Source organism: Leucobacter viscericola (assembly GCF_011299575.1).
Taxonomy (GTDB): domain Bacteria; phylum Actinomycetota; class Actinomycetes; order Actinomycetales; family Microbacteriaceae; genus Leucobacter; species Leucobacter viscericola.
In genome coordinates this window covers 900,853-925,581 of the sequence record NZ_CP049863.1, presented here as the reverse complement: position 1 = coordinate 925,581, position 24,729 = coordinate 900,853, and the positions used below count along the sequence as shown (strand labels likewise).

Sequence of the window (24,729 nt, the reverse complement as noted above, 5' to 3'; positions counted from 1 at the left end):
GTTGATCCCCAGCGAGTTCAGGGGATTGTTCCGTTAGGATCAAACCATGACTGGTGGATTAATTGCTACGCTCATCGTGGCTGGCGTACTTGTCCTGCTGATCGCATACGTGTGGATCACCTACAACTCGCTCGTGACGCTTCGCGTGCGTGTGGACGAGGCGTGGAGCGACATTACGGTGCAGCTCAAGCGTCGAGCTGATTTGATCCCGAGCCTGGTCGAGACGGTGAAGGGTTACGCCGAACACGAGAAGGGTGTGTTCGAGGCTGTCACCCAGGCGCGAGCCGAAACCGTTTCAGCGCAGGGGCCGGCTGAGGCCTCTGCCGCCGAGAACCACATGCAGCAAGCGCTGAAGAGCATCTTCGCCGTCGCTGAGGCATACCCGCAGCTGCAGGCCAGCACTAACTTCCTTCAGCTGCAGAGCGAACTCGTCGACACCGAGAACAAGATTCAGGCCTCGCGCCGTTTCTACAACGGTGGCGTGCGCGAGTTCAACACAAAGATCCAGGTCTTTCCGAACACCATCTTCGTGCGTGGCATGGGCTTCAAGGAGCGCGAGTTCTTCGAGGTTGAAGACGTGGCAGCGATCTCAGAGCCGCCGCGCATTCAGTTCTAGCGGGGTAGGCCGTGTACAGCGCGATACGTCGCAACAAGGTCAATAGTTTCTTCATCATCCTGCTGTTCATCGTTATCGTCGGTGGACTCGGGTGGCTTGCTGCGTACATCTATCGGTCTCCAGGGATCGTCATCACCGTTGTGGTGATCTCGGTCGTGTACGCCGCGATTCAGTACTTCGCGGCGGGGCGTCAGGCCATCTCGATGAGCGGGGCCAGGCGCATCACCGAGGCCGACAACCCACGGTTGTACCGGATCGTCGAGAACCTCGCGATCACAACAGGTTCGCCGATGCCCGAGGTCTACATCGTGAATGATCCCGCGCCCAACGCGTTTGCGACGGGTCGCGATCCCGAGCACGCCATGGTGGCCGCGACAACCGGGCTGCTCGACATCATGACCGATTCCGAGCTTGAGGGTGTCATGGCCCACGAGCTCGGCCACGTGCGCAACTACGACATCCGCGTCTCGATGATCGTGTACGGCCTCGTCGTCGCGATCGGCATGATCGCCGATGTGATGATGCGCGTTGCGTTCTTCGGGCGCAACAACAACGGCAACCCGGTCGTGTTGATCTTTGGTCTCGTCGCCATGATTGTCGCGCCGATCATCGCGACGATCGTGCAGCTGGCCGTTTCGCGGCAGCGTGAGTACCTGGCGGACGCCACCGGAGCGCTGACCACCAGGCACCCGGAAGCACTCGCGAGTGCCCTGCACAAGCTTTCCGAGTACGGCGCGCCACTGCAGAAGCAGAGCTCAAGCATGGCTCACCTGTGGATCGCTGACCCGCTGAAGCCCGGCATGGTGCAGAAACTCTTCGCGACACACCCGCCTATCCCGGATCGAATCCGCCGCCTGCTTGACATGGGCGGCAAGTTTTAATCGACACGGCGTAAGGTTGATGGGTAGCCAAGGAGGTCGCCCCGCCAGTGTCGAATATGTTCCGATCCCTCGCCGTACGTAATTACCGCATCTGGTTCTTCGGAGCGCTTGTATCGAACATTGGTGCCTGGATGCAGGCAACCACCCAGAACTGGGTGGTGCTGACCGAGCTCACCACCAATAACGCCTCGGCCGTTGGTGTGACGATGGCACTGCAGTTTGGTCCGCAGCTGCTGCTTGTGCCTTTCAGTGGGGCCGTGGCTGACCGTTTCGAGCGTCGCCATGTGCTGCTTGTGACCCAGTCGCTGCTCATGCTGTTTGCGGCGGGTCTCGGCGCGCTCCTTATTACCGGCCAGGCAGAGCTGTGGCACCTGTACGCGTTTGCGCTGGGTCTTGGCGTTGTCAACGCGTTCGACACCACGGCACGACAGGCGTTTGTCTCTGACCTCGTGGGCCCCGCGAACCTCTCCAACGCGGTTGCGTTGAACTCCGCCTCCTTCAACTCCGCCAGACTGGTCGGGCCCGCCGTGGCGGGTGTGCTGATCGCGGTTGTCGGATCCGGCTGGGTGTTTATGATCAACGCCGTCTCGTTTCTCGGGGTGCTCGGGGCGCTGTTGCTGATCCGTACGGCGGCAAAAGCCACGCCAAAGAAAGGGCAGCGCGAATCTCAGTTGCGGCAGCTCTCCGCTGGTTTGCGATACGTGCGCTCACGACATGACATGATCGTTGTGTTTGTGATGGTGTTTCTGCTTGGCACGTTCAGCATGAACTTTCCCGTCATGTCTTCGACCATGGCGGTCGAGTTTGGGCGAGGCGCGGGCGACTACGGGCTGCTCTCGTCGATTCTCGCCATCGGCTCGCTCACCGGGGCGCTGCTTGTGGCGAGGCGACCCGCGGCTCGCATGCGAGTTGTGATTATTGCGGCGGGTGGGATCGGTGCCGTCAGTGTGCTTGCCGCCGTGATGCCCACGTTCTGGACCTTCGCCCTCACGCTCATCTTCCTCGGGTTCGCCATTTCAACCCTGCTCACGACTGCAAACGGGTTTGTGCAGACCACCACCGACCCGGCCGTTCGCGGCGGGTGCTGGCCCTATACGTGGCCGTGCTGATGGGAGGCACTCCCATTGGTGCACCACTTGTGGGTGCGGCCGCCGATGTGCTGGGCGCACGATCCACACTTGTGATCAGCGCCGTCGCGGCGTTCCTCGCGTTTGGAATTGGCATCACCTGGCTGATGGTTGAGCGGCAACTGCGCTTCCACCGTGACGAGGGCCTACGGTTCACCGTGACGCACGTTGGGCGGCCCGGCGTTGACGATGATCACGCCCATCAGACCGAAACCCTCACCGCTCCGATCTCCGTGCTGCGGCGGGAGGAGGGGCTGCTTGTGCCGGGGGATTCCGCTCCGCAAGACGGCGCAGTTGCCGATGCTACGACCGGCGCGATTCGGATCGACGGCATCGCAGCGGAGATCGAAAATGACGGTCCAGAAAACGAGGCTGACGGAACCTCGCGGCGCATTGGCCGATAACGGAGTTCGGGGATAGGCTTGTGGTCGTTCATGCGGCATCATCCGCACCCTTTGACTATGGAGCAAAGATAACTGGTGACTGACTACCTGGCGGCTCAGACTCGCACGGAGACGGACTCGATTGGCAGCCTGGAGATCCCAGCAACTGCGTACTGGGGTGTCCACACGGCTCGAGCACACGAGAACTTCCCGATCGCTCGTCGTCCAATCTCGGTGTACCCCGACTTCATTCGCGCGTTCGCGTGTGTGAAGCAGGCTGCAGCGCGTGCCAACCTTGAGATCGGCGCGCTCGATGAGCAGCGTGCGATCCTGATCGATCGTGCCTGCGAAGAGATCAAAACGGGCATGCTGCACGATCAGTTTGTTGTTGGGGTGGTGCAGGGCGGTGCCGGCACCTCAACCAACATGAATGCAAACGAGGTCATCACGAACCGTGCGCTTGAGCTCGCGGGGCACCCCAAGGGTGACTACGCGTTCATCAACCCGAACGATCACACAAACCACAGCCAGTCGACCAACGATACCTACCCGACCGCAATCAAAATTGCGCTCGCGTTTTCGCTCGACAGCCTGCTCGAAGAACTGAAGCTGCTCTCGGAGTCCTTCGCCGCCAAGGGCCGCGAGTTCTCGCACATCGTCAAGGTTGGCCGCACACAGTTGCAGGACGCCGTGCCGATGACACTCGGCCAGGAGTTCAACGCGTTTGCGGTTACGCTGCGCGAAGACATCGAGCGCCTGCAGGAGGCCGTGACCCTGCTGCGCGAGGTCAACATGGGTGCCACCGCCATCGGCACCGGCATCAACGCCCCCAAGGGCTACAAAGAAGCCGTCATCAAGCACCTGCGCGAGATCACCGATCTTGAGCTGGTGACCGCGGGTGACCTCGTGGAGTCCACGAGCGACACCGGCGTGTTCATTACGTTCTCGGGTGCCCTCAAGCGCAGCGCGCTGAAGCTCTCCAAGATCTCGAACGACCTGCGTCTGCTGTCATCGGGACCGCAGGCTGGCCTCGGTGAGATCAACCTGCCCGCGCGCCAGGCCGGATCCTCGATCATGCCTGGCAAGGTCAACCCGGTGATTCCGGAGGCCGTCTCGCAGGTTGCGTACGCCGTTGCGGGATCTGACGTCACCGTGTCGATGGCTGTGGAAGCCGGTCAGCTGCAGTTGAACGCGTTTGAGCCGATCATCGCTCACTCGATCTTCCAGTCGATCACCTGGCTTGAGCGCGCCTGCCAGACGCTGCGCGTCAACTGCGTCGACGGCATCACGGCAAACGAGGATCGCCTCGAAGACATGGTGTCGCGCTCCGTGACCGTCATCACGGCGCTCGCGCCCGTGATCGGCTACTCCGAGGCAGCCAAGCTCGCGAAGGAAGCGCTCGCAACGAACGCCAAGATCTCCGATCTGGTCGTGTCTCGTGGACTGCTCGGCGAAGAAGAGCTCTCTGACCTGCTGCAGCCGCTGAAGCTCGCGGGTCTCGCTCCCGAGACCGGCGCGATTGATGTCGTGCCCGGTAACCCCGAAAAGACCGAGCCTGCGCCCGCAAAGGCGCAGCCGGCAAAGAAGTAGTACTTTCACACAGAAGGGCGGTGGGGATCTTGGATCCTCACCGCCCTTCTGTGTTTGGGAGACAGCCCCGAGGCACGCCTCGAAGGAAACGAACCGGCAAAACGTGCACCCGCAGCACTGACTTGTTCTGCCCCATCCCGCAAAGGCGACTGTACCGGTACTGAGATACCCGGTTGCTAACTGCAAGTCGCATGTTTCAGGCATAGCGTTTACGGAGTCCGGTTGACGCTGTTGTACACCGGATCGCGGGGCCCCGGTTTCCCTATATTCCCCCCAATAGAAACGGTGGCCCCGCGCACCACCCGGATCCCGGCACTATAGCCTACGTTGAGCGCCGTTGCGCTGGGTTCTGTGTGTTCTCGTGGTAGTTCAGAGCCCCGGCTGAGGTGACGCCAGCTAAGAACTGAGGTAAGAATTTGAGTTGCTGCGCGACGAGTTTTCACGTGTAAAAGACTGGTGTCGGAAGGCTAGTAGCCTTCCGAGGTACACATTTTTTGCAGGGGTGAGGGAAACGATGTCGTTCGTAGTGCGCACGGAAGAGTTACTTGCTTGCAGGTCTTCAATCCTGCAAGGTATTTCCGTAGAAATCGTCGGCCGATCTGGGAGCGGTCGCTCTGCTTTGCTGAGAGGGGCAGCGACTTCACTGGCAGAGGCGGGGCTACAAACTATTTCATTTGCGGGTTCTCCGGCCTCGGCCGAACGGCCGTTCCTGGCACTCCAACTTGCCGGGTTTGACGTGCCAGGGGCCATCGACAAACCCTCAAATCGGACAGACGCTATTTCGGCACTGCGCGACATGGTGCTGCGCAGGCCCAGCGTGATTCTGATTGATAATGCTCACCTTCTCGACAGCGAATCGTGGGCGGTGTTGGCCGCGGTGCACGGCACAACTTCAGTTCCGCTCGTGGTGGCACGGAACGAACGGCCCTCAGGTAGCTCTCCCGATCGCTCGGTGCGATCGCTCGCTTCGGCCTCAATCATGGTGCGGCTCAAACCGCTCACCTTCGGTGCAACAACCGAGCTTCTACTCAACCGACTCGGTGATCCTGCGAGTCTTGACGTGCTCACACGGGTGTATCGCAAGTCTGGAGGATTACCGAGCCTCATCGTCGCGATTATTGATGTGGCGAAGCTGTCGGGGCGACTCACCCTGCTTGACGGGGTGTGGACCATGTCGGGGAAGTTTTGGGACGACAACCTCTCTGGGGTGATTGAACACCTGCTCGGCGATGTGACGCGCCCCCAGATGGATCTCATCGAGGCAATCGGCATACTTGGGGCAGTCGACCTAGAGACCGCCATCGAGCTGGTGGGAGAAGAAGAGCTCGAGACGCTTGAGGCCGCAAAGATTGTTGCGGTTGTCTCTACCGGCAGTCGACCGAGCGTTGTGCTCGACCCTCCTCTGATTGGTGAGTGGGTGCGGCACGGGTCGCCGTCAGTGAGGCGACGACGCGTCGAAGCGACTCTGCGTGAGCGGGTGCCAGAGGCTCTGCACTCCCAGGCCCCCTCCGCACTGAGTCGTGCCCTTTCGATGGCCAACCCAGCTCTTGGTGGTGCCGTCGATCATGAGCGAGTGAACCGTCTGGAAGCCGCACGAGAAGCATGGGATCAAAATCCCTCATTTGCTTCGGGGGTGGCCTACCTCGACGAGCTTCAATCCACACCCACTGATCCTGATGCTATTGAAAACCTCTACGCTGCGCTCGAAGACGCGGGCGGTGCTCCGTGTGATCGCGCGCGTTTCAGGCGTCTCCGCATGAACTGGCTCGCCTTCCGTCTCGGACGGACCCAGGATGCTCTTGCACTCGCCTTCAAGCTTGATCCCGATCTGGAGCCCTACTCCGAGTATCTCGAGGCTATTGCGGTGAGGATCGCGGTCGAAATTGATGGGGTTCCCGCCGACATCGAAGAGCGACTTGCGCAGTTGCGTCGGCCTCGCACGGTCGAGACCGGGTGGGGGACTGTGGCCGAAGCCTACGTTCGCCTCGTGCAGGGACGAGCGATAAGCGCACTGGAACTTCTCTCGAATCTCCAGCCCGAACCCGGCAGTGAGCTTTCGTCGTTCAGTGATGTCGTGCGAATGTGGTCGCGAATGAGCAGCGGAGATATCAAGGGAGCCTTCGAGGAATCGACCGAGTATCTCAACGATTCGCTCTCCCGGCTCGACCTTCGAATGACTCGCGAGTACGCTCTCATCGCGGTGTCTTGTCTTCTTGCAATTGGCCAGTACGGAGTTGGCTGTTCGCTGATGGAGGCTGTGCTGACTCTGGGAGTGCCGGCGGTTGGCCAGGAACGAACCCAGGCTGGGCTGCTGAGTTACGCCGCCGTATTTAATGCACTCAGTGGGAAACTGCCGCTGGCAGAGTCCTTAACGCTTGAGGCTGAGCGGGCAAATCTCCCGCCAGGGCCCCTCTCAGGCGCGAACGCCGGGTCTGCACGCGCGGCAATGCATAACCTGACGGGAGACCGGGCGTCAGCGATCACCTCAATGGTCGCGTTGTTTGAGCAGCTCAGGTCGCGTGGATACCTTCTCTCCGCTGTCGACGGGGGCATGGTTGGTGGGTTGATGTTCGGGATGAGTGAACTGCTGCCCGAAATTGCTCCGCTCCTCAACCTGCTTGAGGGGGAGTGGCGTGTGCGTTATCTCGCATACATCCACGCACTGTCGGCTGAGGACACCGAAGCTATAGAGTCATGCGCTGAACAGCTCATTCGTGAGGGTCGACTGGCTGCTGCACACTACGCCGCGACCGAGCTGCGGCGCCTGTACAGTGCCGCGCAGGATCCCGCTGGGGTCGCACGATCCGAGCGATTGTTTGCGAGGGTGACCGACCTCCGCGATGAGATCGATGTCGCGGCAGCGGGCTGGCTGTATGGCAAACACTACGAGGTTGTCGCTGACCTCACCGTGCGCGAGAGAGAACTCGTGTATCTCGCGTTGCGGGGGCACAGCAACAAGCAGATCGCCGAGCAGCTTCACCTCAGTCTGCGCACGGTGGAAACGCACCTTTCGGCGGCCTACCAAAAGCTCGGGGTGCGCAATCGTGTGGGGCTCCTGGAACTGCAGTGGGACTGGCAAGAGAGCATCTAGTGCGCTGAGCGCAGGACTAACCGCAAAACCGTTCGAACCACCACTGAGATTGTTCTGAAGCGACCGCATTTGCGCATATCGCGTGGAAAACTTCTCGTGCCTGGCAGGCCACTTGGGCCGCTGATGTCTAATTCCGCGCAGTCTTATCGCGGGGTCAGTTCATTCCGCGAGGGAGGCAAGGTTGTGGAATCGAAGGAATGTGAATGCAGGTTAGAAGAAAGTTTTCTTTGCGAGCTGTGAGACGAAGCTCGCAGTTGCGAGTTGGTAAAAAGGGGCTCGCAGTTGGGGTTGCTGCCGGACTGCTCTCGAGCATGTTTGCCGGGCTCCCGGCGAGCGCGATGTCTGACGGATTGACCGCTTCTGTCGGATCCGCAATTACCGTGCGCAGTTCCTCAGCTGATCCCGGGTTTACACTCACCGCGGCAGACAACAATGACTCAGGGGCATCATTTAGCAGCTACCTGCTGGGAGGCCTCCCCACTGACTGGGTCGTGAAGAATGGTGGGGCTACTGTGCAGCCTGCGTCTCCTGACCCGGTGTTGTACTCCCTGCCGAAGAGCGCAGTTCTCTCCGGCCAAGTCTCGATCATTCCTCCCGTTGGATACATCGGAACGCTCTCGGGGCTGTCGCTCTCGAGGGAAGCCCTGTCGCCCAATCTCATCACTGATTTCGACGGTGGCACGTTTGACTACATTGGAACGGCTAAACCTCAGCTCACCGCAGGCAACACAAACTATGAATACCACGACCCAACGGTGGGCGAACCGGGGGATTGTAATCCTGCCGGGCAGTACGGGCCCTGTGACGGCCAGTACTCGATCTGGCCCACCGCGGGAATTAACGGGCCACGAGAGGGGCACTACAACAACCTCTGGGCAGATCTGCGCAGTGTTGATAACCCGATGCCACTCAGTCCCGTGACAACCAGCTCACTGTGTGATGCTCCCTGGAATACCGGGGTCTCGGAGGCTGACTCGGCGCCCTCAGGAAAGCTGCTGATCGTCAACGGTTCGTCGACAATGCCGGTTCCGAATGACCTGATCAAAACCACTGTGACGGGACTCCAGCCCGATACCTTCTACTCCTTCTCCGGCTACATCGCCAACGTGAGTTACAGCCAGAGCGGAAAAGTTGCTCCCGTACGCAGCGCCTTCTTTGCGGGCGATAACCTCATCGGTTCGAGCCAGCCTTCGCCCGTGCAAGCTTCCTGCTACAACGGTGACACGGCGTGGGTTCACACAACATCGCTCGTGAACACCGGCTCCGCAACGTCGTTGACCATTGGCGTGAGGAACTACGGTTCTGAGAGTTTTGGCAATGACCTCGCGATTGACAACATCAGCCTGTTTCCGATGGCATCGGTAGTATTCGACGCAACTGTGCTGGCTGAGCCTGTTCCCGGGCTGCACGTGGTGAAAACCGCTGACCCAGTGTCGGGCACCTCGGTGGCGCGTGGTGACACGGTCACCTATTCGGTGGTTGCTGAGAACACGGGTGAGACTCCGTTGCGACTTGTGACGGTCACAGATGATCTTGCCGGGGTGCTGGATGATGCTGACCTGGTGGCGGGATCGCTGACCTCGTCTGCCGGTGCGGCCCCGACGGTGTCGGGGAACACGCTCTCGTGGACGGGGAACCTTGCTGTTGGGGAAAAGGTGACGCTGTCGTACAAGGTAAAGGTGAAGACGGATTCGATTGCGGCAGCGACGCTGGTGAATCATGTCGTCGCTGCGGGCGAGGTACCTGGTGGGCCTAAGGTGCCGTCGAACTGTGTTGACGGGACCGAAGCCGAGTGCACAACCACGCACCCAGTGCCCGCTTTGACACCGGGACTGCACGTTGCGAAGACGGCTGATCCGGTCTCGAACACGGTCGTGGGCCGTGGTGACACGGTTACGTACTCGGTGGTCGCTGAGAACACGGGCGATACAGCCCTCTCGAATGTTGCTGTGACGGACGACCTGTCTGGTGTGTTTGATGATGCTGACCTGGTTGCTGGATCGCTGACCTCGTCTGCTGGTGTGGCTCCGACGGTGTCGGGAAACACGCTGTCGTGGACTGGGGACCTGGCCGTGGGCGGCAAGGTGACGCTTTCCTACAGGGTGACCGTGCACGGGAACGCTGCTAACGGGGCTGCCCTGTTGAATCATGTGGTTGCTGCGGGCGAGGGCCCCGGCGGGGTCGACGTGCCTTCGAACTGTGTCGCGGGCACCGAGCCCGAGTGCACGACAACACATCCCCTCGCGCAAACATCGGTGAAGATCGAGAAGACCGACGGCAAGACCATCGTCGGTGCTGGCGAGTCCCTCACGTATGACGTGACGGTTACTAACACCGGTGCGGATCGGGCTACGGGGGTCACCGCGACCGACGTGCTTCCTGCCGGGGTGACGTTTGTATCGGCAACTGACGGAGGCTCGTACGATCCTGCACTGCGTCGGGTGACCTGGAACGTTGGAACGCTTGCTGCGGGCGCTGCGCAGACTGTGCATGTGACGGTCACGGTTGACGCGGACGTGAAGCCGGGCCAGCAGATCCGGAACGTCGCGATCATTGATACCGATCAGGGCTGCACGGATGATCCCGCCACACCTGTGAATGAATGTGAAGCGGTCGATATTGACGAGACGCCCGCGATTAGGATCGTGAAGACCGACAACAAAGAAACCGTGGTGCCGGGCGAAGCCCTCACCTACACCTTGACGGTGACCAACGCGGGCACGGTTGCTGCGGACAACGTGACGGTGACCGACGCGTTGCCCGCCGAGCTGGAGTTTGTGTCGGCCGGTCAGGACGGCACGTACGATCCGGCAACCGGCAAGGTGTCGTGGACGATCCCGTCGCTCGCAGCTGGAAGCTCGACCACGGTCGAGGTGACCGCGAACGTTGCGGCCACGGTTGGTGCTGGCGTTGATATCGCGAACGTCGCGACAGTGGATCTGCCGCAGGGCTGCATCGACGATCCTGCAACCGAAACCAACGAGTGTGAGTCGATTGACGTCGATCACACACCGGCGATCTCGATCGAGAAGGATGATCACGAGACGATCGTTCAGCCGGGGGAGCAGCTCACGTATGACCTCGTGGTGACGAACAAGTCGCAGTACGCTGCGAAGGACGTGACGGTGTCTGATGTGTTGCCGCAGAATCTGGTGTTTGTGTCTGCCACGAACGGTGGCACGTATGACGCTGCGACGCGTGCGGTGTCGTGGAGCCTCGGTGACATGGACGCGAATAGCACGCAGACAATCCAGGTCGTCACGACAGTGGCTGATTCGGTGCTCGGGAACGAGATCGTGAGCAACACGGCGCGTGTGTTGACCGAAAACGTGTGTGTGGATGATCCCACGACCGATGTGGACGAGTGTGAGTCGACCGATATTGATCGGGTGCCTGCGGTCTCAATGACGAAGGATGACGGCAAGACGATTGTGCGGTCGGGCGAGACCCTCGACTACGTGCTGACCGCCAAAAACATTGGTGACGTGGATGCCCCCGACGTGGTTGTGACCGACATACTGCCCGCAAACGTCGACTTCGTGAGCGCATCAGTTGAGGGGACCCGCACCGACAACCGGATTGAGTGGAACATCGGGACGCTTGAGCCGGGTGAGGCGCGTGAGATTGTGGTCACGGTGAAGGTACACGAGAAGCTTGCCCCGGATACCGAGATTGCGAACACGGCAACGATCACCACGGACGGGGTTTGTATTGATGATCCCGCGACCGGTGTGGACGAGTGTGAAGCGACCGATATCGATGTCACCCCGTCAGATGTGTGGATTCTGAAGGACGATCACAAGACCGAGGTGAAGGCCGGGGAAGAACTCACTTACGATCTCACCGTTGGCAACAACTCGACTACCAAGACGATCACGGATGCCGTTGTGACGGACTCGCTGCCGAAGAATGCGGTGTTTGTGTCCGCGACTGATGGTGGTGTGGTGTCGGCTGATGGCAAGACGGTCACCTGGAAACTGGGCGAGCTCGCGCCGGGCGCAACAACGGTTGTGAAGGTGACCGTGAAGGTCGCAGCTGATGCGAAGCCGGGTGATGAGGTGCTCAACACGGCAGTCGTTGATATTCCGGGTGGCTGCATTCAGGAAGACGCGTGCGAGTCGACGGATCGTGACGTGCTGCCGAAACTGTCAATTGTGAAGACCGACCACAAGGAGAGCACACAGCCGGGTGGAAAACTCACGTATGACGTGACCGTCACCAACGAGACCAGTGTGGATGCGGAAAAGGCGGTTGTCACGGACCGTCTCCCGCAGAACGTCACGTATGTGTCGTCGAGTGATGGTGGCGTGTACAACACGGCGACACACACGGTGACGTGGTCGCTGGGCACCCTTGCTGGGAAAGCCGTGAAGACGGTGAAGGTGACGGTCACGGTGAATGCGGACGCGACTCGCGAGGTCGTGAACGTTGCGACGGTGAAGACCCCGGTCGCGTGCAGCAAGGATGGCGAATGTGAAGCGGAAGACGTGACCGTGATCGATCCGCCACTGGAACTGTCGCCACTGATCCCGCTCGCGGTCACCGGCGGGACAGGGGTCGGGATCCTGGCTGGCGCAGCCGTGCTGCTGCTCCTGGGCGCCGGAACCGCACTAGTCGTCGCACACCGCCGCAAGGCAAACGCGTAACGGTCACGACCCCACGGAAGTGAACAACGGGGTGTTGAGAGAGTCGCAACTTGCGGCCACCTCAACACCCCTCTGGCGCGCTGCAGAACCATGCGCGTGCTCCTCCTCATACGTACAACACGCATCACAGAACAAAGGAAACAATTGATGTATCGCATGACACGATCGATTTCGACGAACGGTGGCGGGGGTGGTTCCCAAAGAACCCTCAAGCCCGGGCGAAACAGACTGCTTGCCGGGCTCGCCATAACCGCCATGCTTGGCGCGTCGCTCGTTGGAGCCAGCTCATCCACCCCAGCACACGCAGCGGGCGGTTCGCTGCTGCTTGACGAGACCTTTACCGGTGCGAGCGTGAACGACGCGCGCGCGATTGGGCTGAGTGAGGCCTGCCTAACCGGTGCTTCTGCGGCCCCAGGCCCTACACAGTCAAATCTGGGTCCCTGCACTGAGACCGTTGGAACACCGACCCCCGGAGTGCTTCCCGGTTTTCTGCAGCTTACTGACAACACCCAGTACGGGACCGGCGGCATGGTGTTCGACCGCGCGCTGCCGTCGAGCGCGGGCATGATCCTGAACTTTGACCAGGCACAGTACGGTGGCGCTGCCGCCGACGGTATCGGGTTCTTCCTCTCAGATGGGTCTCGTGTCCTCGACCGAGTCGGTGCCGAGGGCGGTTCGCTCGGGTACGGGCAAAACAACACCACCCCCGGGGTGGCGGGTGGCTACGTTGGAGTTGGCCTTGATAGCTGGGGCAACTTTATCGGAGACTTTGGTGGCCTCGGCAGAGGGTGCGCGACCCCCTCTCCCTTTGCCACGCGGGTCTCAAACACCGTGTCTCTCCGCGGACCGGGAGAGGGGCAAACGGGTTACTGCTTGCTGGCGCACTCCGCAATTGGGCCGAGCAATAATTCACTTCTGCCCGGCAACCTGCACTCTGCTACCGGTCCAGATAACGCGATCCGAAACGTGCGTATTACGGTGAGCCCTGGCACCTTCCCCACTGTGACGGTAGACATCGACTTCTCCGGGACAAGCACTAATTACCAGAACGTGCTGACTTACACGATGACGGACCCTGCGCCCGCGACGTACAAGTTCGGAATCTCGGGATCAACCGGATCGATTACGGATGTGCACCTGATCCGGAACCTCCGCATTGAAACGGTTGACCTCCTGGGGCAGCTCGACATCACCAAGCAGGTTGACCGTACGACCCCGCAGCCGGATACTTACACGCTTGGCGACACCATTCCGTACCAGTTTGTCGTGACGAACACCGGGGCTGAGCCGCTTTCCGACGTCACAGTTGCCGATCCGCTGATCAGCAACGTTGTCTGCCCGGTCAATGAGCTCGGTGCAGCCGGCGGCCCGACCGCTTCAATGGTGTGCACCGGATCCCTCGTTGTAACCGCAGCCCAGGCAAATGATCCGTCTGGCACCCTCGTGAATACAGCAACAGCATCCGCACTCACCTCAACACTCGAACCGCTCACCGACACCTCCTCCGCGACCGTCGATGTGGACCCCACCGCTGCCTCCCTCACACTCGAGAAGTCTGCATCAGTGAACGATGACAATGGAAACGGTCTTGCAGATGTGGGAGAGACAATTGACTACTCGTTCGTGTTGACGAATACCGGAAGCGTGACTCTGACCGGTGTTGGTGTCAACGATCCAAAAGCCGGTGCTGTGTCGTGCCCGCAAACAACGCTGGCCCCGGGAGCAACCGTCACGTGCACGGCTGATGCCGCGTACACGGTGGCGGAGCAGGACGTGATCGACGGAGGCGTTGTGAACACCGCTACGGGCAACGCATCGGTGCCCGAGGGAGTGGAACCAATCACACCTCCGACGGACACCGTGACGACTCCGACCGCGGCGGTGGCAGCAGGCCTCGCGATTGCGAAGTCAGGATCACTGAACGATACCAACGGCAATGGCCTCGCGGACGCGGGTGAAACGATCGATTACTCGTTTGTCTTGACGAACACGGGCAACGTGACGCTCACGGGAGTGGGCGTTGACGACACAAAAGCAGGCGCCGTCACGTGTCCTCAAACGACTCTCGCCCCGGGCGCCAGTGTGACGTGCACTGCAGACGCCTCTTACGTGGTGACTGAAGACGATGTACTCGCGCGCGGTGTGTTTAACACGGCAACGGGGATCGCGACCCCTCCGCCGGGGGTCGCGCCGATCGAGCCGCCGACCGACACCATCGTCACACCAGCCGCAGTGCCCGGACCGAGCCTGGCCCTGGAGAAAATCGCCGATCTTGACGATGCAAACGGTAACGGACTCGCGGACGCTGGCGAACGTATCGCTTACTCGTTTCGAGTTGTGAACAATGGCAACGTGACGCTTACCGATGTGAGCGTAGACGATCCGAAAGCCGGAGCAGTGACCTGCCCCCAGGCCGTTCTTGCTCCCGGAGAGCAGATGATGTGTACTGCAGATGCGCCCTACACCGTGACGGAACAGGACGTTATTGCGGGTGGAGTTGTGAACACGGCTACGGGGAACGCAACCCCGCCGGAGGGCGTGGATCCCATCGTGCCGCCGACCGACACGGTAACCACACCAACCCCGAGCGCTGCTGGTGGACTATCCATCGAAAAAGCCGCGAAGCTCGATGACAAAAATGCCAACGGCGTCGCCGACCTCGGCGAGACCATCAGCTACTCGTTTGTGCTCAAGAACACCGGGAATGTGACCCTTACGGGGGTTGGTGTGGAAGATCCGCAGGCCGGCGCGGTCACCTGCCCCCAGGAGAACCTCTCTCCAGGAGAGACCATCACCTGTACTGCGGATGCGGCGTATGTCGTGACAGAACACGACCTGATCAAGGGCAAGGTTCTGAACACTGCAACGGGCAAGGCCGTGACCCCGGAGGGGATTGACCCGGTTGTGCCACCGATTGATACGGTGACCACTCCGACCGCGGCGGCTGTCGCAGCCATGACGCTCGCCAAGAGCGCGGCACTGAATGACAAGAACGGCAACGGTCTTGCCGACCCAGACGAGACGATTGACTACTCATTTGTGCTCATGAACACCGGAAATATGACCCTCACCGATGTTGGAGTTGATGATCCAAAAGCGGGCCGGGTGAATTGCCCGAGAACAACACTGCTGCCGGGTGAGACGATGACCTGCGTCACCGCAACCTCTTACAGAGTGACCGCCAAAGATATTGCATCTGGTGGGGTCGTGAATGTGGCCACGGGACACGCAACTGCTCCCGAGGGAGTCGACGCGATTGTGCCGCCTACTGACACGGTCACGACGGCGACAGCTCCGGCTGCATCGAAGCCGGGTGAGAGTCTTGCACAGACGGGATCAAACCCGACCGCTGTGTTGCTCTCAGGGTTCGTGCTGCTTCTGAGCGGCGCTGGCATCGTTCTGTGGCGCCGCCGCAAAATCGCAACAAGCCGCGGCTAACTCGCATTAATGATTGGCTGGTCTTGAGCGCACTGCGTTCAAGACCAGCCTTCGTGTTTGAGGGGCTCGCTATGCGTCCCAATCCCAGTTGAGCTCAAGAAGGTCAGCGCGGTTGCGAATGCCGAGTTTGCGGTAGGCCGATGAGAGGTGGGTCTCGACGGTGCGGAGACTCACGGTCAGGTGATCCGCAATTGCCTGATTGCTGAGCCCCTTGGCGGCGAGACGGGCCATCTCTTGCTCTCTGCCGGTGAGGTCGGCCGTGATCCTAAAATGCTTGCCGTAGAGCCAGGCGGCTGCAGAGACGTCAATATCGTCTCGAAGTCGGACCACACGCTCGATGAGTTTGTCGGCGCGCTCGACGCCGGATTTGTCTTGGTTTGCGACGTACAGTCGACGCAGCTCTGTCGCGCCGAACTGCGCGGCGGCTAGCCGCCCCGCCTCAATGAGGTGCGCCGTGCTGGATTCCAATGCCGCCGCATCGGATTTCGCCACGGCCATGATGTAACCGAGGTAGCGCGGGCGCCACTCTCCCTCCATGGAACCGATCATGGGGTAAATGGTGGGGAGCAGGTCGCCTATTCCCATCATCGCGCCGCTGATGAGGCCGCCGTCGACCGCGGAGAGTAGGTATCCGCGGTCTTTCAACTCTTCGAAAGACTCAACGAGTGAGCGCACCGCGCCCGCTCGGTCGCCCGCGAGGTTCTGTAGTGACGCACGTGCCTGGCCCGCGGTCGCCGCAGGAAACGGGCTCGGCGGAAGCGCTGGCCGTTCAGCCTCTCGAGTGAGGGAGTCTGCCAGGGTGAAGTGCCCACCGAGGCAACTAAAGGCGGCCGCATAGCTCAGCAGGGCGACGTGTGTGCGTTCTTGCCCGACCGCGGGTGGGCCGAGTGTGAGCACCGCCCCGAGTAGAGATTCGCCGGCTCCGTAGTGCCCGACGGCGTGAAGGCAAGTTGCCGCGGGAAGTGCATACGCCCTGGTGAGCGGCAGATCAAACCGCTCAAGCGCGGCGTTGAGAAGCTTCATGGAGGCTTCGAACCCCCAGGCGACCTCACCGTTGCCCATACGCGCCCAGAGATACAAGAGCTCGTGCATCGAGGCAAGCTCGCCCTCTGGCGTCGGGGTAACTCGACTCAACACGTTGAGTGCGGAGACCGGCTTTCCCTGCACGATACGAACAAACGCCTCAGAAATATCGACCCATCCTGAATCGCGTTGGTCAGGCTGGCGCATTTGCTCGAGTTGATCGTCAACATCGTTTGGCACTCCGAAGGCGTCGATCTGAATGCGCAGCGCTACTGCGCACAAGTACTCGGAGAAGGGGAGAAGCTCGGACGGCAGGTTTTGCGCAAGCCCGATTGCTTCCTGTGGACGGTCCAGGCCGTAAGCAAGCCAGTGCATGCGAAGCTGACGGAACTCAGCCCGCTCGGAGGGGGCACCCTCGTCTTCGCGCAGCTTTTCATACACGTCCTCGATCTCTTCGGGATTCGAAGGTGAGGCGTGGAGCTGCTTGAGAAGGGTAAGGCCACTCGAAAAGCCTCCGCTGAGTTTCCAAGCGTCGCGAGCGATTCTCAGTCGGTTTGCGCGCTCGTGTGCCACCGTGCCGCCCAATGCTGAGTTTGCCGTTGACAGTGCGCCGTCAACGCGCGAGGTTGCGGTCGGCGCGAGCGGCCTGGACTCGGGAAATTTCTCCTTGAGTGCCTCAGTAACACGTCTGCGCCGCAACGAAGACGGTTCGTGCCGGACCCACTCGCCTATGAGTGGGGGATCGAGCGCGACTTTTGCCTGCGCATCGGTTGAAACGATGGCGATGACTTCTGAGGCCTCAAGCGATTCGAGCGCCTCTTCTCCGACGAGCTCAAGGGCGACATCTAAGCTCAGCGATCCAAAGACCCCGAGCGCCTCGATGAGATCCATCTGGCTTCGGGTCATGCCTGAAAGCAGATGCTTAACGGAGCCGGTCAGATTGCTGTCCCAAAACTCACCGGACATCGACCAGACCTGATCCTTTTGTGTCAGACGGCCGGAGAGGATCGCTGTGTCGGCGATGGCAGTAACGAGACCTGGTAGCCCACCCGACTTGCGAAACACTCTCGACAGAACGTCCAGTTCGGCTGGTCCACCGAGGCGATCGAGCAGCAGTTCAGTGGTCGCCTCGAAGGTGAGCGGTCCGAGTTTGAGCATCATCGTTGAAGACGCGAGCGACCTTACCGAGCGGTCTGATTCACCCTCTGCGGTCAATGTTTGGGCGCGGGAGATGACGAACGGCGTTCCTGTTTCAGTGTGCACGGCAGCGAGTGCTGCCCAGGAGTCATCGTCAAGGAGATGAGCATCGTCGACCGTGATGACGCTGGGCCGCTCAGAAGCTGCCCTGAGAAGCGCGGTTGTGGGGGAGTTGCGCTCAGCTGAAGCGCGCTCAGATCCTGCGCCAAATCCAGCGAGCTCAAGGGCCCTGAACGGCTTGTTGGCGGCCGCTGAGTAGCCGGCAATCGTGATGACTTTGCGTCCGGCCTCGAGCAGCTCCGCGGTGAGGGCCTTAATGAGTTCGGAGCGGCCACTCCCTACTCGTCCAACAATATCTATAGAAAGGCACTGTAAAACAGCGGTCCTACAGGCCGCCAGTTCTTCTGAACGCGCAACGTACACCACAAGAACCCCCACTTTTGAGCTTGAGAAGAGCTAGGGCCTCCCGGCAACGCCCCAAGCAGAAAAAGGCTACTACATTTCAGTGGAGCTTCCCTCAGGGAGCCGCCCTTTTATGCTTGTACGCAGTGTGAGGTAAGTGCGCCGATGTTCTCAATCGTCACGGTAACCTCGGTGCCGGGGCGAAGGTACAGCGGGGGCTTACGCGAGCGTCCAGCGCCCCCTGGAGAACCTGTAGAGATGACCGTGCCCGGGAGTAGCGTGAGTGACTGCGAGATCGACGCGATGAGTTGCGCCACCGTGCGGATCATGAAACCGGTTGAGGAGTCCTGCACACGAAGCCCGTCCACGTCGGTCGTGAGGTGCAGCGCCTGCGGATCTGGAATCTGATCTGCGGTCACAACAACCGGGCCAACGGGGGTGAAGCCGTCGAACGACTTGCAGCGCGACCACTGTGGCTCTTGGAACTGGATGTTGCGCGCCGTGATGTCGTTGATGACGGTGTACCCGAACACGTAGTCGAGCGCTTCCTCGGCCGAGACGTTCTTTGCCGCCTTGCCAATGACCACACCGAGTTCACCCTCGTAGTCCACTTCCTCGCTGATGTGGGTTGGGATGGGGACCTCGGCGTTGTGTCCGTTGAGCGAGTTGGGGAACAGCGAAAACAGCACGGGGCCGGAGTCGTTGTCGAGGTTGAGCTCGCTCGCGTGTTCGTCGTAGTTGAGGCCGACAGCCAAAACGATGGGGGGATCGACGATGGCCGGGCCGAAGCTGGTGCCGTCGATTGTTTGCCCCGCGTCTTCGGGGAGCGCGGCCAGCGCGGCGCGCACACGATCCTGGGCTTCGGGGCCAGCCTCAATAAACTGCTGCAGCGAGCTTGCGATCACACCGAGGCTGCTGACAGGGATGTATCGATCCCCTCGAACCACAACAAGTTCGGGGGATTTTCCTGGGGAGCTGATTAAGTGTGCAAATCTCACTTCCCCAGGGTATCGGAACCGCCGGGCTCTTGGTGGTGACCTCTAAACTTCTGACCGTTCTTCGGTAGCTTTGCTATGGAATTTGCTCGGCTGAGGGGGAGGCTCGCGACACCGGGTTCGGTTGCCGCCGTAAATGACGGAGTTTCCTCTGAGCGAACTCTGAGGTGAAATTGCCTCAGAATCCGAGAGAATGAGGTTATGACTGAAACTGCGAACACCAAGCCCGAGATCGATGCCCCCGAGGGGCCCGCACCAACCGAGCTTGAGATCGTTGATCTCATCGAGGGAACCGGCGAGGAGGCTCTCGCGAGTTCGACCGTCGACGTGCACTATCTCGGAGTCGAGTTTGATTCCGGCGAAGAGTTTGATTCCTCGTGGAGCCGTGGTGAGTCAATCAACTTCCCGCTGCGCTCGCTGATTCAGGGGTGGCAGACCGGCATCCCTGGAATGAAGGTTGGCGGCCGCCGCAAGCTCATCGTGCCGCCCGCACAGGCTTACGGCACTGCTGGCGGACACCCGCTCTCGGGCAAGACGCTGATCTTCGTGATTGATCTGCAGGGCGTGAGCTAACGCCTCGACAACTTCGGCCCCCGGACACTGTCCGGGGGCCTTTGTTTTTGTGAGACGCAGCCAAGTTATTGCACCGCTCTCCAGGGTGTTAGGGTTTTCCTGTTCAGGAAACACCCAGGATCTAGGATCGGAGCAGCCTGTGGCAGAGGCGAACCAGACGGAAGCTGTAGCGCGGGGAGCGGTTGACCGCTACTTCCAGATCACCGAGCGGGGGTCGAGCTTCGCGACTGAGATTCGTGGTGGCCTGGTTACCTTCGTGACGATGGCCTACATCGTGATCCTTAACCCGATCATCCTCACCACCACCTCCGACGTCGATGGAAACCAGCTCTCCTTCGCTGCGGTGAGCGCGGTGACGGCGCTGACCGCCGGTGTGATGACGATCCTGTTTGGTCTTGTCTCTCGTTTGCCATTTAGCTTTGCTGCAGGGCTCGGGATCAACGCCTTCCTCGCCTTCTCCGTTGTTGGTCAGGTGACCTGGCCTGAAGCCATGGCGCTTGTGGTTATCAACGGTGTGTTGATTGTGCTGCTCGCTGCCACTGGCCTTCGCCGCATGATCTTTGATGCGGTTCCCGTTGAGCTCAAGCTTGCAATCACGGTTGGTATCGGGCTGTTTATCGCCTTCATCGGGTTTGTGAACGCTGGGTTTGTTACGGCAACAGGAAACCCCTCGCCTCCTGTTGGGCTGGGCATCGGGGGATCCGTTGTTACGATTCCGACTCTCATCTTTGTGGTCACGCTGATTCTCACGGGTGTTCTCGTCGCGGCCAAGGTGAAGGGCGGCCTGCTGATCGGCCTCGTTTCGGGCACCGTGATCTCCGTGATCGTTGAATCGATCTGGCATCTTGGATCGAGCCAGGAGCACGCTGGCGGCTGGGGACTCACCGTGCCGAGCCTCACTGGGGCGCCATTTAGTATTCCGGATCTGAGCCTGGTTGGAGCGGTGAGCTTTGACCTTGGGCGGGTCGGGATCGTGACCGTCATCATGCTGGTCTTCACGCTGCTGTTCACGAACTTCTTCGACGCGATGGGCACCTTTACAGGGCTGTCTCGTGAGGCCGGTTTGGCCGATGAGAAGGGCAACTTCCCGCGCCTAAAGTCTGCGCTGGTTGTTGAGGGTGTTGGTGCGATTGCCGGCGGCCTCACCTCGTCGTCCTCGAACACCGTCTTTATTGAGTCGGGTGCGGGTATCGGCGAGGGGGCGCGCACGGGCTTCGCTAACATCATGACCGGCGCGATGTTTTTACTCGCGATGTTCTTCACGCCCCTTACGCAGATTGTGCCCACCGAGGTTGCTGCGGCCGCGCTGGTGATCGTTGGTGCGCTGATGATGGCGCAGATCAAAAACATCAACTTCACTGACTTCCGTGTGCTGCTGCCCGTCTTCTTGACGGTCACGGTGATGCCGATGACCTACTCAATCGCCAACGGCATCGGTGCGGGTTTTGTGGCCTGGGTGCTCGTTCATGCCCTCAGTGGTCAAGCAAAGCGTGTCCACTGGCTGCTGTGGGTTGTGGCGGTCGGTTTTGTGGTGTTCTTCGCGCGCGGGCCGATTGAAGCGATGCTCGGGGTCTAGCTGTCTTTTTGGCGGGTTGAACTTCGCTAACAGGCGGTCGTATTTAGAAGGATCCCGCAACTTATCCACAGATTGCGTTTTTGCGCCTTGATCAGAGGTTTAGCTCTGGCATTCTTGTCTGAAATCAGTCAGAATGAAAGGCATGATCGAGATGAATGAACCGCAGGTGTGGACCCTGATCGGGGTGTTCGGTGCGACGATGATTGGGCTGGTCGGAGTCATTACGCAGTTGTTCATGCGTACGATTTCGGCAAAGTTTGACTCCGTGACGTCGGAGTTCAAGGCGGTGGGCGAACAGTTTAAGGCCATGGGTTCGAGGTTCGACTCGGTGGAGTCGCGGTTTGACTCGGTGGAGTCGAGGTTTGACGGTGTGAATTCGCGGATTGATGCAATGGATCTGAAGCTCACTGCCGTAAACGAGCGCGTTGACGGACTCAGAACCGAGATGGTACTGCGCTTTGACGATGTCGATCGACGCTTCGGTAGTCTCGAGAAGCAAATGAACAATCTTGACGGTGACGTGCAAGCGATCTCGAAACGGGTGTTCCCTGAGATAGGAGAGCGCTAGCAGCGTCCGTGCGCTAGTGGTTACCGGATGCTGACCCCATACGCTGGCCGAGTAGGTGTTCCAGCACTGAGTCGAGCACGGCCAGGCCATCGCGCACTCCTCCCGGTGATCCCGGCAGAGTTACCAGAAAGGTGTCGCCTGAGAAACCGGCGACACCGCGGGTGACGATTGCGGTGGCGACCACGGCAGCGCCACGGCGGCGAATTTCTTCGATGATCCCGGGAAGCTGTACATCAAGCAGGGGCGCGATCTGTTCGGGTGTTGCATCGCTCGGCGAGATGCCGGTGCCGCCGGTCGTGATGATGACTGTTGGTTGCGTCTTCAACACTGTGCGGGCTGCGTCGCCGACAGGGGAGCCATCAGCGACTATGACGGGCGAGTTTGTCTCAAACCCCCGGGCCTCAAGCCAGTCGCGGATCACGGGTCCGGTCCGGTCCTCCGCCTGCTCCGCTGCGGCGCGGGTGGAGGCAACGATGACAACCGCGCGCCGGGTCACTCGACCGACCAATCGCCGCTCTTGCCGCCCGATTTCGCCAGCACACGCGTGTCGGTGATCGCAGCGTGTTTGTCCACGGCCTTAATCATGTCGTAGAGCGTGAGAGCGGCGACGCTCGCGGCCGTCAGCGCTTCCATCTCGACGCCGGTGACTCCTCGGGTGGTGACGGTCGCGAGGATCCGCACGCGATCACCCTGCGGTTCAAAATCCACGGCGAGTTTTGTGAGTGGCAGCGGGTGACAAAGCGGAATCAACTCCGAGGTGCGCTTGGCAGCCATGATCCCCGCGATACGTGCGGTGCCGAGTGCCTCGCCCTTGGGCAGTTCACCAGAAACGAGTAGCTCGACGACGTCTGCGCGGGTGACCAGGGTTGCCTCGGCGCGTGCCGTGCGTTTCGTCACGGGCTTCTCCGTGACATCGACCATGTGCGCGCTGCCGTCGCCGCGCAGGTGAGTGAGCTGCTGGGATTCGGGCGTAGTCGTGTCAGTCATTGATCCTCCAGGTTTCGACCGGGGTGTTTTCGAGAAATGAGTCTTGGCCCAGTGGTAGTTGCACCAGCACGTCGGCGAGCGCGAGCTCGCTGAGCAGGTGTGACCCGGGGCCGCTCAGCGACACGCGGCCATCCGCTTCAATGCGCCCGCGGCGCACCTGATGCTTCTCAAGAGGTGAGCTCGTGTCGTGGGCGAGCTGTCGTTGCACCCGTGGGCGTTCCGCAGGTAGGCCTGCGTACTCGCGAAGCAGCGGAAGTACAAAGCACTCGGCCGAGATAAACGCGCTGACGGGGTTGCCTGGAAAACACACCGCGGGGACTGCGCCCCCGGGAAGTACGATCTCGCCTAGGCCCTGTGGTCCACCAGGTTGCATGGCAACCGACAAGAACTCGGCCCCGAGCGGTGCGAATGCCTCACGTACCACCTCAAACGCACCGGCGCTGATGCCGCCCGAGGTGATGATCAGGTCGTAGCTGGCGGAGACTGACGCAAGGGCCTCTTGCAGGGCTCCTGCCTGATCTCCGCAGCGCAGAGTGTCCACTTCGGCACCCGCCTCCCGCAGGGCAGCGGCGAGCATCGGTGTGTTGGCGTCGTGAATCTTTCCGATCTCAAGCTGGCTCGGTTCACTGGCCTGAGTCGGCTCAGAAACCTGACTAATTTCATCACCGGTTGAACAGAGCAGCACGCGCAGCCGCGGAAGAACCTGGACGGTGGTGCATCCGGCTGCGGCGAGCGCACCAACGCGGGTCGGTGTCAACCGGGTGCCCGCGGGAAGGATCGGTGCGCCGCTTGGGGCGTCTTCGCCGCGCTTGCGCACGAATTGGCCCGCGGGTGCGGCCGATGCAATATCCACGTTACCGGTGGGATCCGGCTCGCCCCTGCGGTTCAGTTTTGGAAACCGCGGGGGAAGTGTGAGTTCGACTGGCACGACGGCATCGGCACCGAGCGGAATGACGGCTCCCGTCATGACGGGAGAAGCGGTTCCTGGAACGTGCGTGAGTTGCGAGTCGCCGGCCGCCGTTGTGAAGCCGAGCGTCAGCGTCACGGGGAGGGAAGGGCTCGCAGTGGCTACGTCTTCAGCTCTGACCGCGTACCCGTCCATTTGAGAATTATCGAAGGGAGGCAGCGGAATTGCGGTTGTGACTTCCATCGCTACGACTCGGCCTAGCAGCTCGGGAGAGTCAACCGCGACGGAGTCGGGGGTCGCCGCCCGAAGCCTCTTGAACACCGGGGTGAGAAGTGAGCGGACCGCTTGCTGGTGCGTCTCAATCAGACGCCTGTTCGTGCTCATCCGCCCGCAAACGGTGGGAGTACGTCGACCGTGATGCCTCGAATTTCACTGCCGACCGCCGTAATGGCGCCCTCACGGCGCACGACACCGTCAACCAGGAAGGATCCGGATCGCAGCACCTTGCGCATGGGCTCGCCGTAGCGCTCGCCGAGTGCGCCTTTCAGCGATTCGAGTGTGTCGGCCGCGTCGAGGTCCCAGGGTTCTTCTTCGCGACCGGCGGCCTCCGCGGCCGCGGCAAAGTAGCGAACGGTAATCTGCGCCATACCGACATGCTACCCGGTGAGGTTCGGGGGTTCCCGGCCTGCAGATCGTGAATAATAACGGTGAAGCTTGTCTGGGCCACAA

15 protein-coding genes and 1 pseudogene are annotated in these 24,729 nt (G+C 60.8%); 10 read left to right on the top strand and 6 right to left on the bottom strand.

Going from position 1 to position 24,729, the window contains the following annotated elements:
- Nucleotides 1-46 precede the first annotated feature (46 nt).
- The 7 genes and pseudogenes from G7068_RS04360 (at nt 47) to G7068_RS04330 (ending at nt 15,772) form a co-directional block, all read left to right on the top strand.
- Nucleotides 47-616 carry a LemA family protein gene (locus tag G7068_RS04360; protein WP_166289433.1) on the top strand — a complete coding sequence of 190 codons (570 nt, stop codon included), beginning with the start codon at nt 47-49 and terminating at the stop codon, nt 614-616.
- A gap of 11 nt (nt 617-627) precedes the next feature.
- Nucleotides 628-1,497 (top strand): M48 family metallopeptidase, encoded by an 870-nt coding sequence (locus tag G7068_RS04355; RefSeq protein ID WP_166289430.1) that lies wholly within the window; start codon nt 628-630, stop codon nt 1,495-1,497.
- Nucleotides 1,498-1,553: 56 nt separating this feature from the next.
- Nucleotides 1,554-3,028, top strand: a pseudogene (locus G7068_RS04350) (MFS transporter).
- Nucleotides 3,029-3,103: 75 nt separating this feature from the next.
- Nucleotides 3,104-4,597 carry an aspartate ammonia-lyase gene (locus tag G7068_RS04345; RefSeq protein WP_205881345.1) on the top strand — a complete coding sequence of 498 codons (1,494 nt, stop codon included), beginning with the start codon at nt 3,104-3,106 and terminating at the stop codon, nt 4,595-4,597.
- A gap of 796 nt (nt 4,598-5,393) precedes the next feature.
- Entirely contained in the window at nt 5,394-7,688 is a 2,295-nt protein-coding gene (locus G7068_RS04340) for a LuxR family transcriptional regulator (protein ID WP_166289428.1), read from the top strand.
- 236 nt (nt 7,689-7,924) lie between these two features.
- Entirely contained in the window at nt 7,925-12,334 is a 4,410-nt protein-coding gene (locus G7068_RS04335; RefSeq protein ID WP_244304797.1) for a DUF11 domain-containing protein, read from the top strand.
- 156 nt (nt 12,335-12,490) lie between these two features.
- Entirely contained in the window at nt 12,491-15,772 is a 3,282-nt protein-coding gene (locus tag G7068_RS04330; protein WP_166289422.1) for a DUF7507 domain-containing protein, read from the top strand.
- A gap of 69 nt (nt 15,773-15,841) precedes the next feature.
- On the opposite strand, the gene G7068_RS04325 is transcribed toward G7068_RS04330, so the two are convergent.
- Both G7068_RS04325 and G7068_RS04320 read right to left on the bottom strand, forming a co-directional pair.
- The gene (locus G7068_RS04325; protein ID WP_166289419.1) at nt 15,842-18,430 is read right to left on the bottom strand and encodes a helix-turn-helix transcriptional regulator; all 2,589 of its coding nucleotides are present in this window, start codon (nt 18,428-18,430) and stop codon (nt 15,842-15,844) included.
- A 95-nt stretch (nt 18,431-18,525) separates the two neighbouring features.
- Nucleotides 18,526-19,392, bottom strand: coding sequence for a fumarylacetoacetate hydrolase family protein (locus G7068_RS04320; protein ID WP_166289416.1), 867 nt, complete (start codon nt 19,390-19,392; stop codon nt 18,526-18,528).
- Nucleotides 19,393-19,590: 198 nt separating this feature from the next.
- Here G7068_RS04320 and G7068_RS04315 point away from each other — a divergent pair, with 198 nt between their 5' ends.
- The 3 genes from G7068_RS04315 (at nt 19,591) to G7068_RS04305 (ending at nt 22,106) form a co-directional block, all read left to right on the top strand.
- Nucleotides 19,591-19,962, top strand: a complete 372-nt coding sequence (locus G7068_RS04315; protein ID WP_166289413.1) for an FKBP-type peptidyl-prolyl cis-trans isomerase — start codon at nt 19,591-19,593, stop codon at nt 19,960-19,962.
- 139 nt (nt 19,963-20,101) lie between these two features.
- Entirely contained in the window at nt 20,102-21,538 is a 1,437-nt protein-coding gene (locus G7068_RS04310; RefSeq protein ID WP_166289410.1) for an NCS2 family permease, read from the top strand.
- Nucleotides 21,539-21,680: 142 nt separating this feature from the next.
- Complete coding sequence (locus G7068_RS04305) at nt 21,681-22,106, top strand: hypothetical protein (protein ID WP_166289407.1); 426 nt, start codon at nt 21,681-21,683, stop codon at nt 22,104-22,106.
- A gap of 13 nt (nt 22,107-22,119) precedes the next feature.
- Here the strand turns inward: G7068_RS04305 and G7068_RS04300 are convergent, their stop codons facing one another.
- The 4 genes from G7068_RS04300 to G7068_RS04285 are packed head-to-tail and all read right to left on the bottom strand — an operon-like array spanning nt 22,120 to nt 24,647.
- Nucleotides 22,120-22,602, bottom strand: coding sequence for a MogA/MoaB family molybdenum cofactor biosynthesis protein (locus G7068_RS04300; RefSeq protein ID WP_166289404.1), 483 nt, complete (start codon nt 22,600-22,602; stop codon nt 22,120-22,122).
- Entirely contained in the window at nt 22,599-23,093 is a 495-nt protein-coding gene (moaC, locus tag G7068_RS04295) for a cyclic pyranopterin monophosphate synthase MoaC (RefSeq protein ID WP_166289401.1), read from the bottom strand. Before moaC ends, G7068_RS04300 begins: the two co-directional genes overlap by 4 nt.
- The gene (locus G7068_RS04290; RefSeq protein WP_166289398.1) at nt 23,086-24,384 is read right to left on the bottom strand and encodes a molybdopterin molybdotransferase MoeA; all 1,299 of its coding nucleotides are present in this window, start codon (nt 24,382-24,384) and stop codon (nt 23,086-23,088) included. Before G7068_RS04290 ends, moaC begins: the two co-directional genes overlap by 8 nt.
- Nucleotides 24,381-24,647: a MoaD/ThiS family protein gene (locus G7068_RS04285; RefSeq protein WP_166289395.1), complete on the bottom strand. Its 267-nt coding sequence runs from the start codon at nt 24,645-24,647 to the stop codon at nt 24,381-24,383. The genes G7068_RS04290 and G7068_RS04285 overlap by 4 nt, the downstream gene beginning before the upstream one ends.
- Between the last annotated feature and the right edge of the window lie 82 nt (nt 24,648-24,729).

What these genes read in the sequence shown, in the direction of transcription:
- G7068_RS04360 (WP_166289433.1), top strand. Translation starts at nt 47, where the DNA reads ATGACTGGTGGATTAATTGCTACGCTCATCGTGGCTGGCGTACTTGTC.
- G7068_RS04340 (WP_166289428.1), top strand. Translation starts at nt 5,394, where the DNA reads ATGGTGCTGCGCAGGCCCAGCGTGATTCTGATTGATAATGCTCACCTT.
- G7068_RS04330 (WP_166289422.1), top strand. Translation starts at nt 12,491, where the DNA reads ATGACACGATCGATTTCGACGAACGGTGGCGGGGGTGGTTCCCAAAGA.
- G7068_RS04315 (WP_166289413.1), top strand. Translation starts at nt 19,591, where the DNA reads ATGACTGAAACTGCGAACACCAAGCCCGAGATCGATGCCCCCGAGGGG.
- G7068_RS04305 (WP_166289407.1), top strand. Translation starts at nt 21,681, where the DNA reads ATGATCGAGATGAATGAACCGCAGGTGTGGACCCTGATCGGGGTGTTC.
- moaC (WP_166289401.1), bottom strand. Translation starts at nt 23,093, where the DNA reads ATGACTGACACGACTACGCCCGAATCCCAGCAGCTCACTCACCTGCGC.
- G7068_RS04290 (WP_166289398.1), bottom strand. Translation starts at nt 24,384, where the DNA reads ATGAGCACGAACAGGCGTCTGATTGAGACGCACCAGCAAGCGGTCCGC.
- G7068_RS04285 (WP_166289395.1), bottom strand. Translation starts at nt 24,647, where the DNA reads ATGGCGCAGATTACCGTTCGCTACTTTGCCGCGGCCGCGGAGGCCGCC.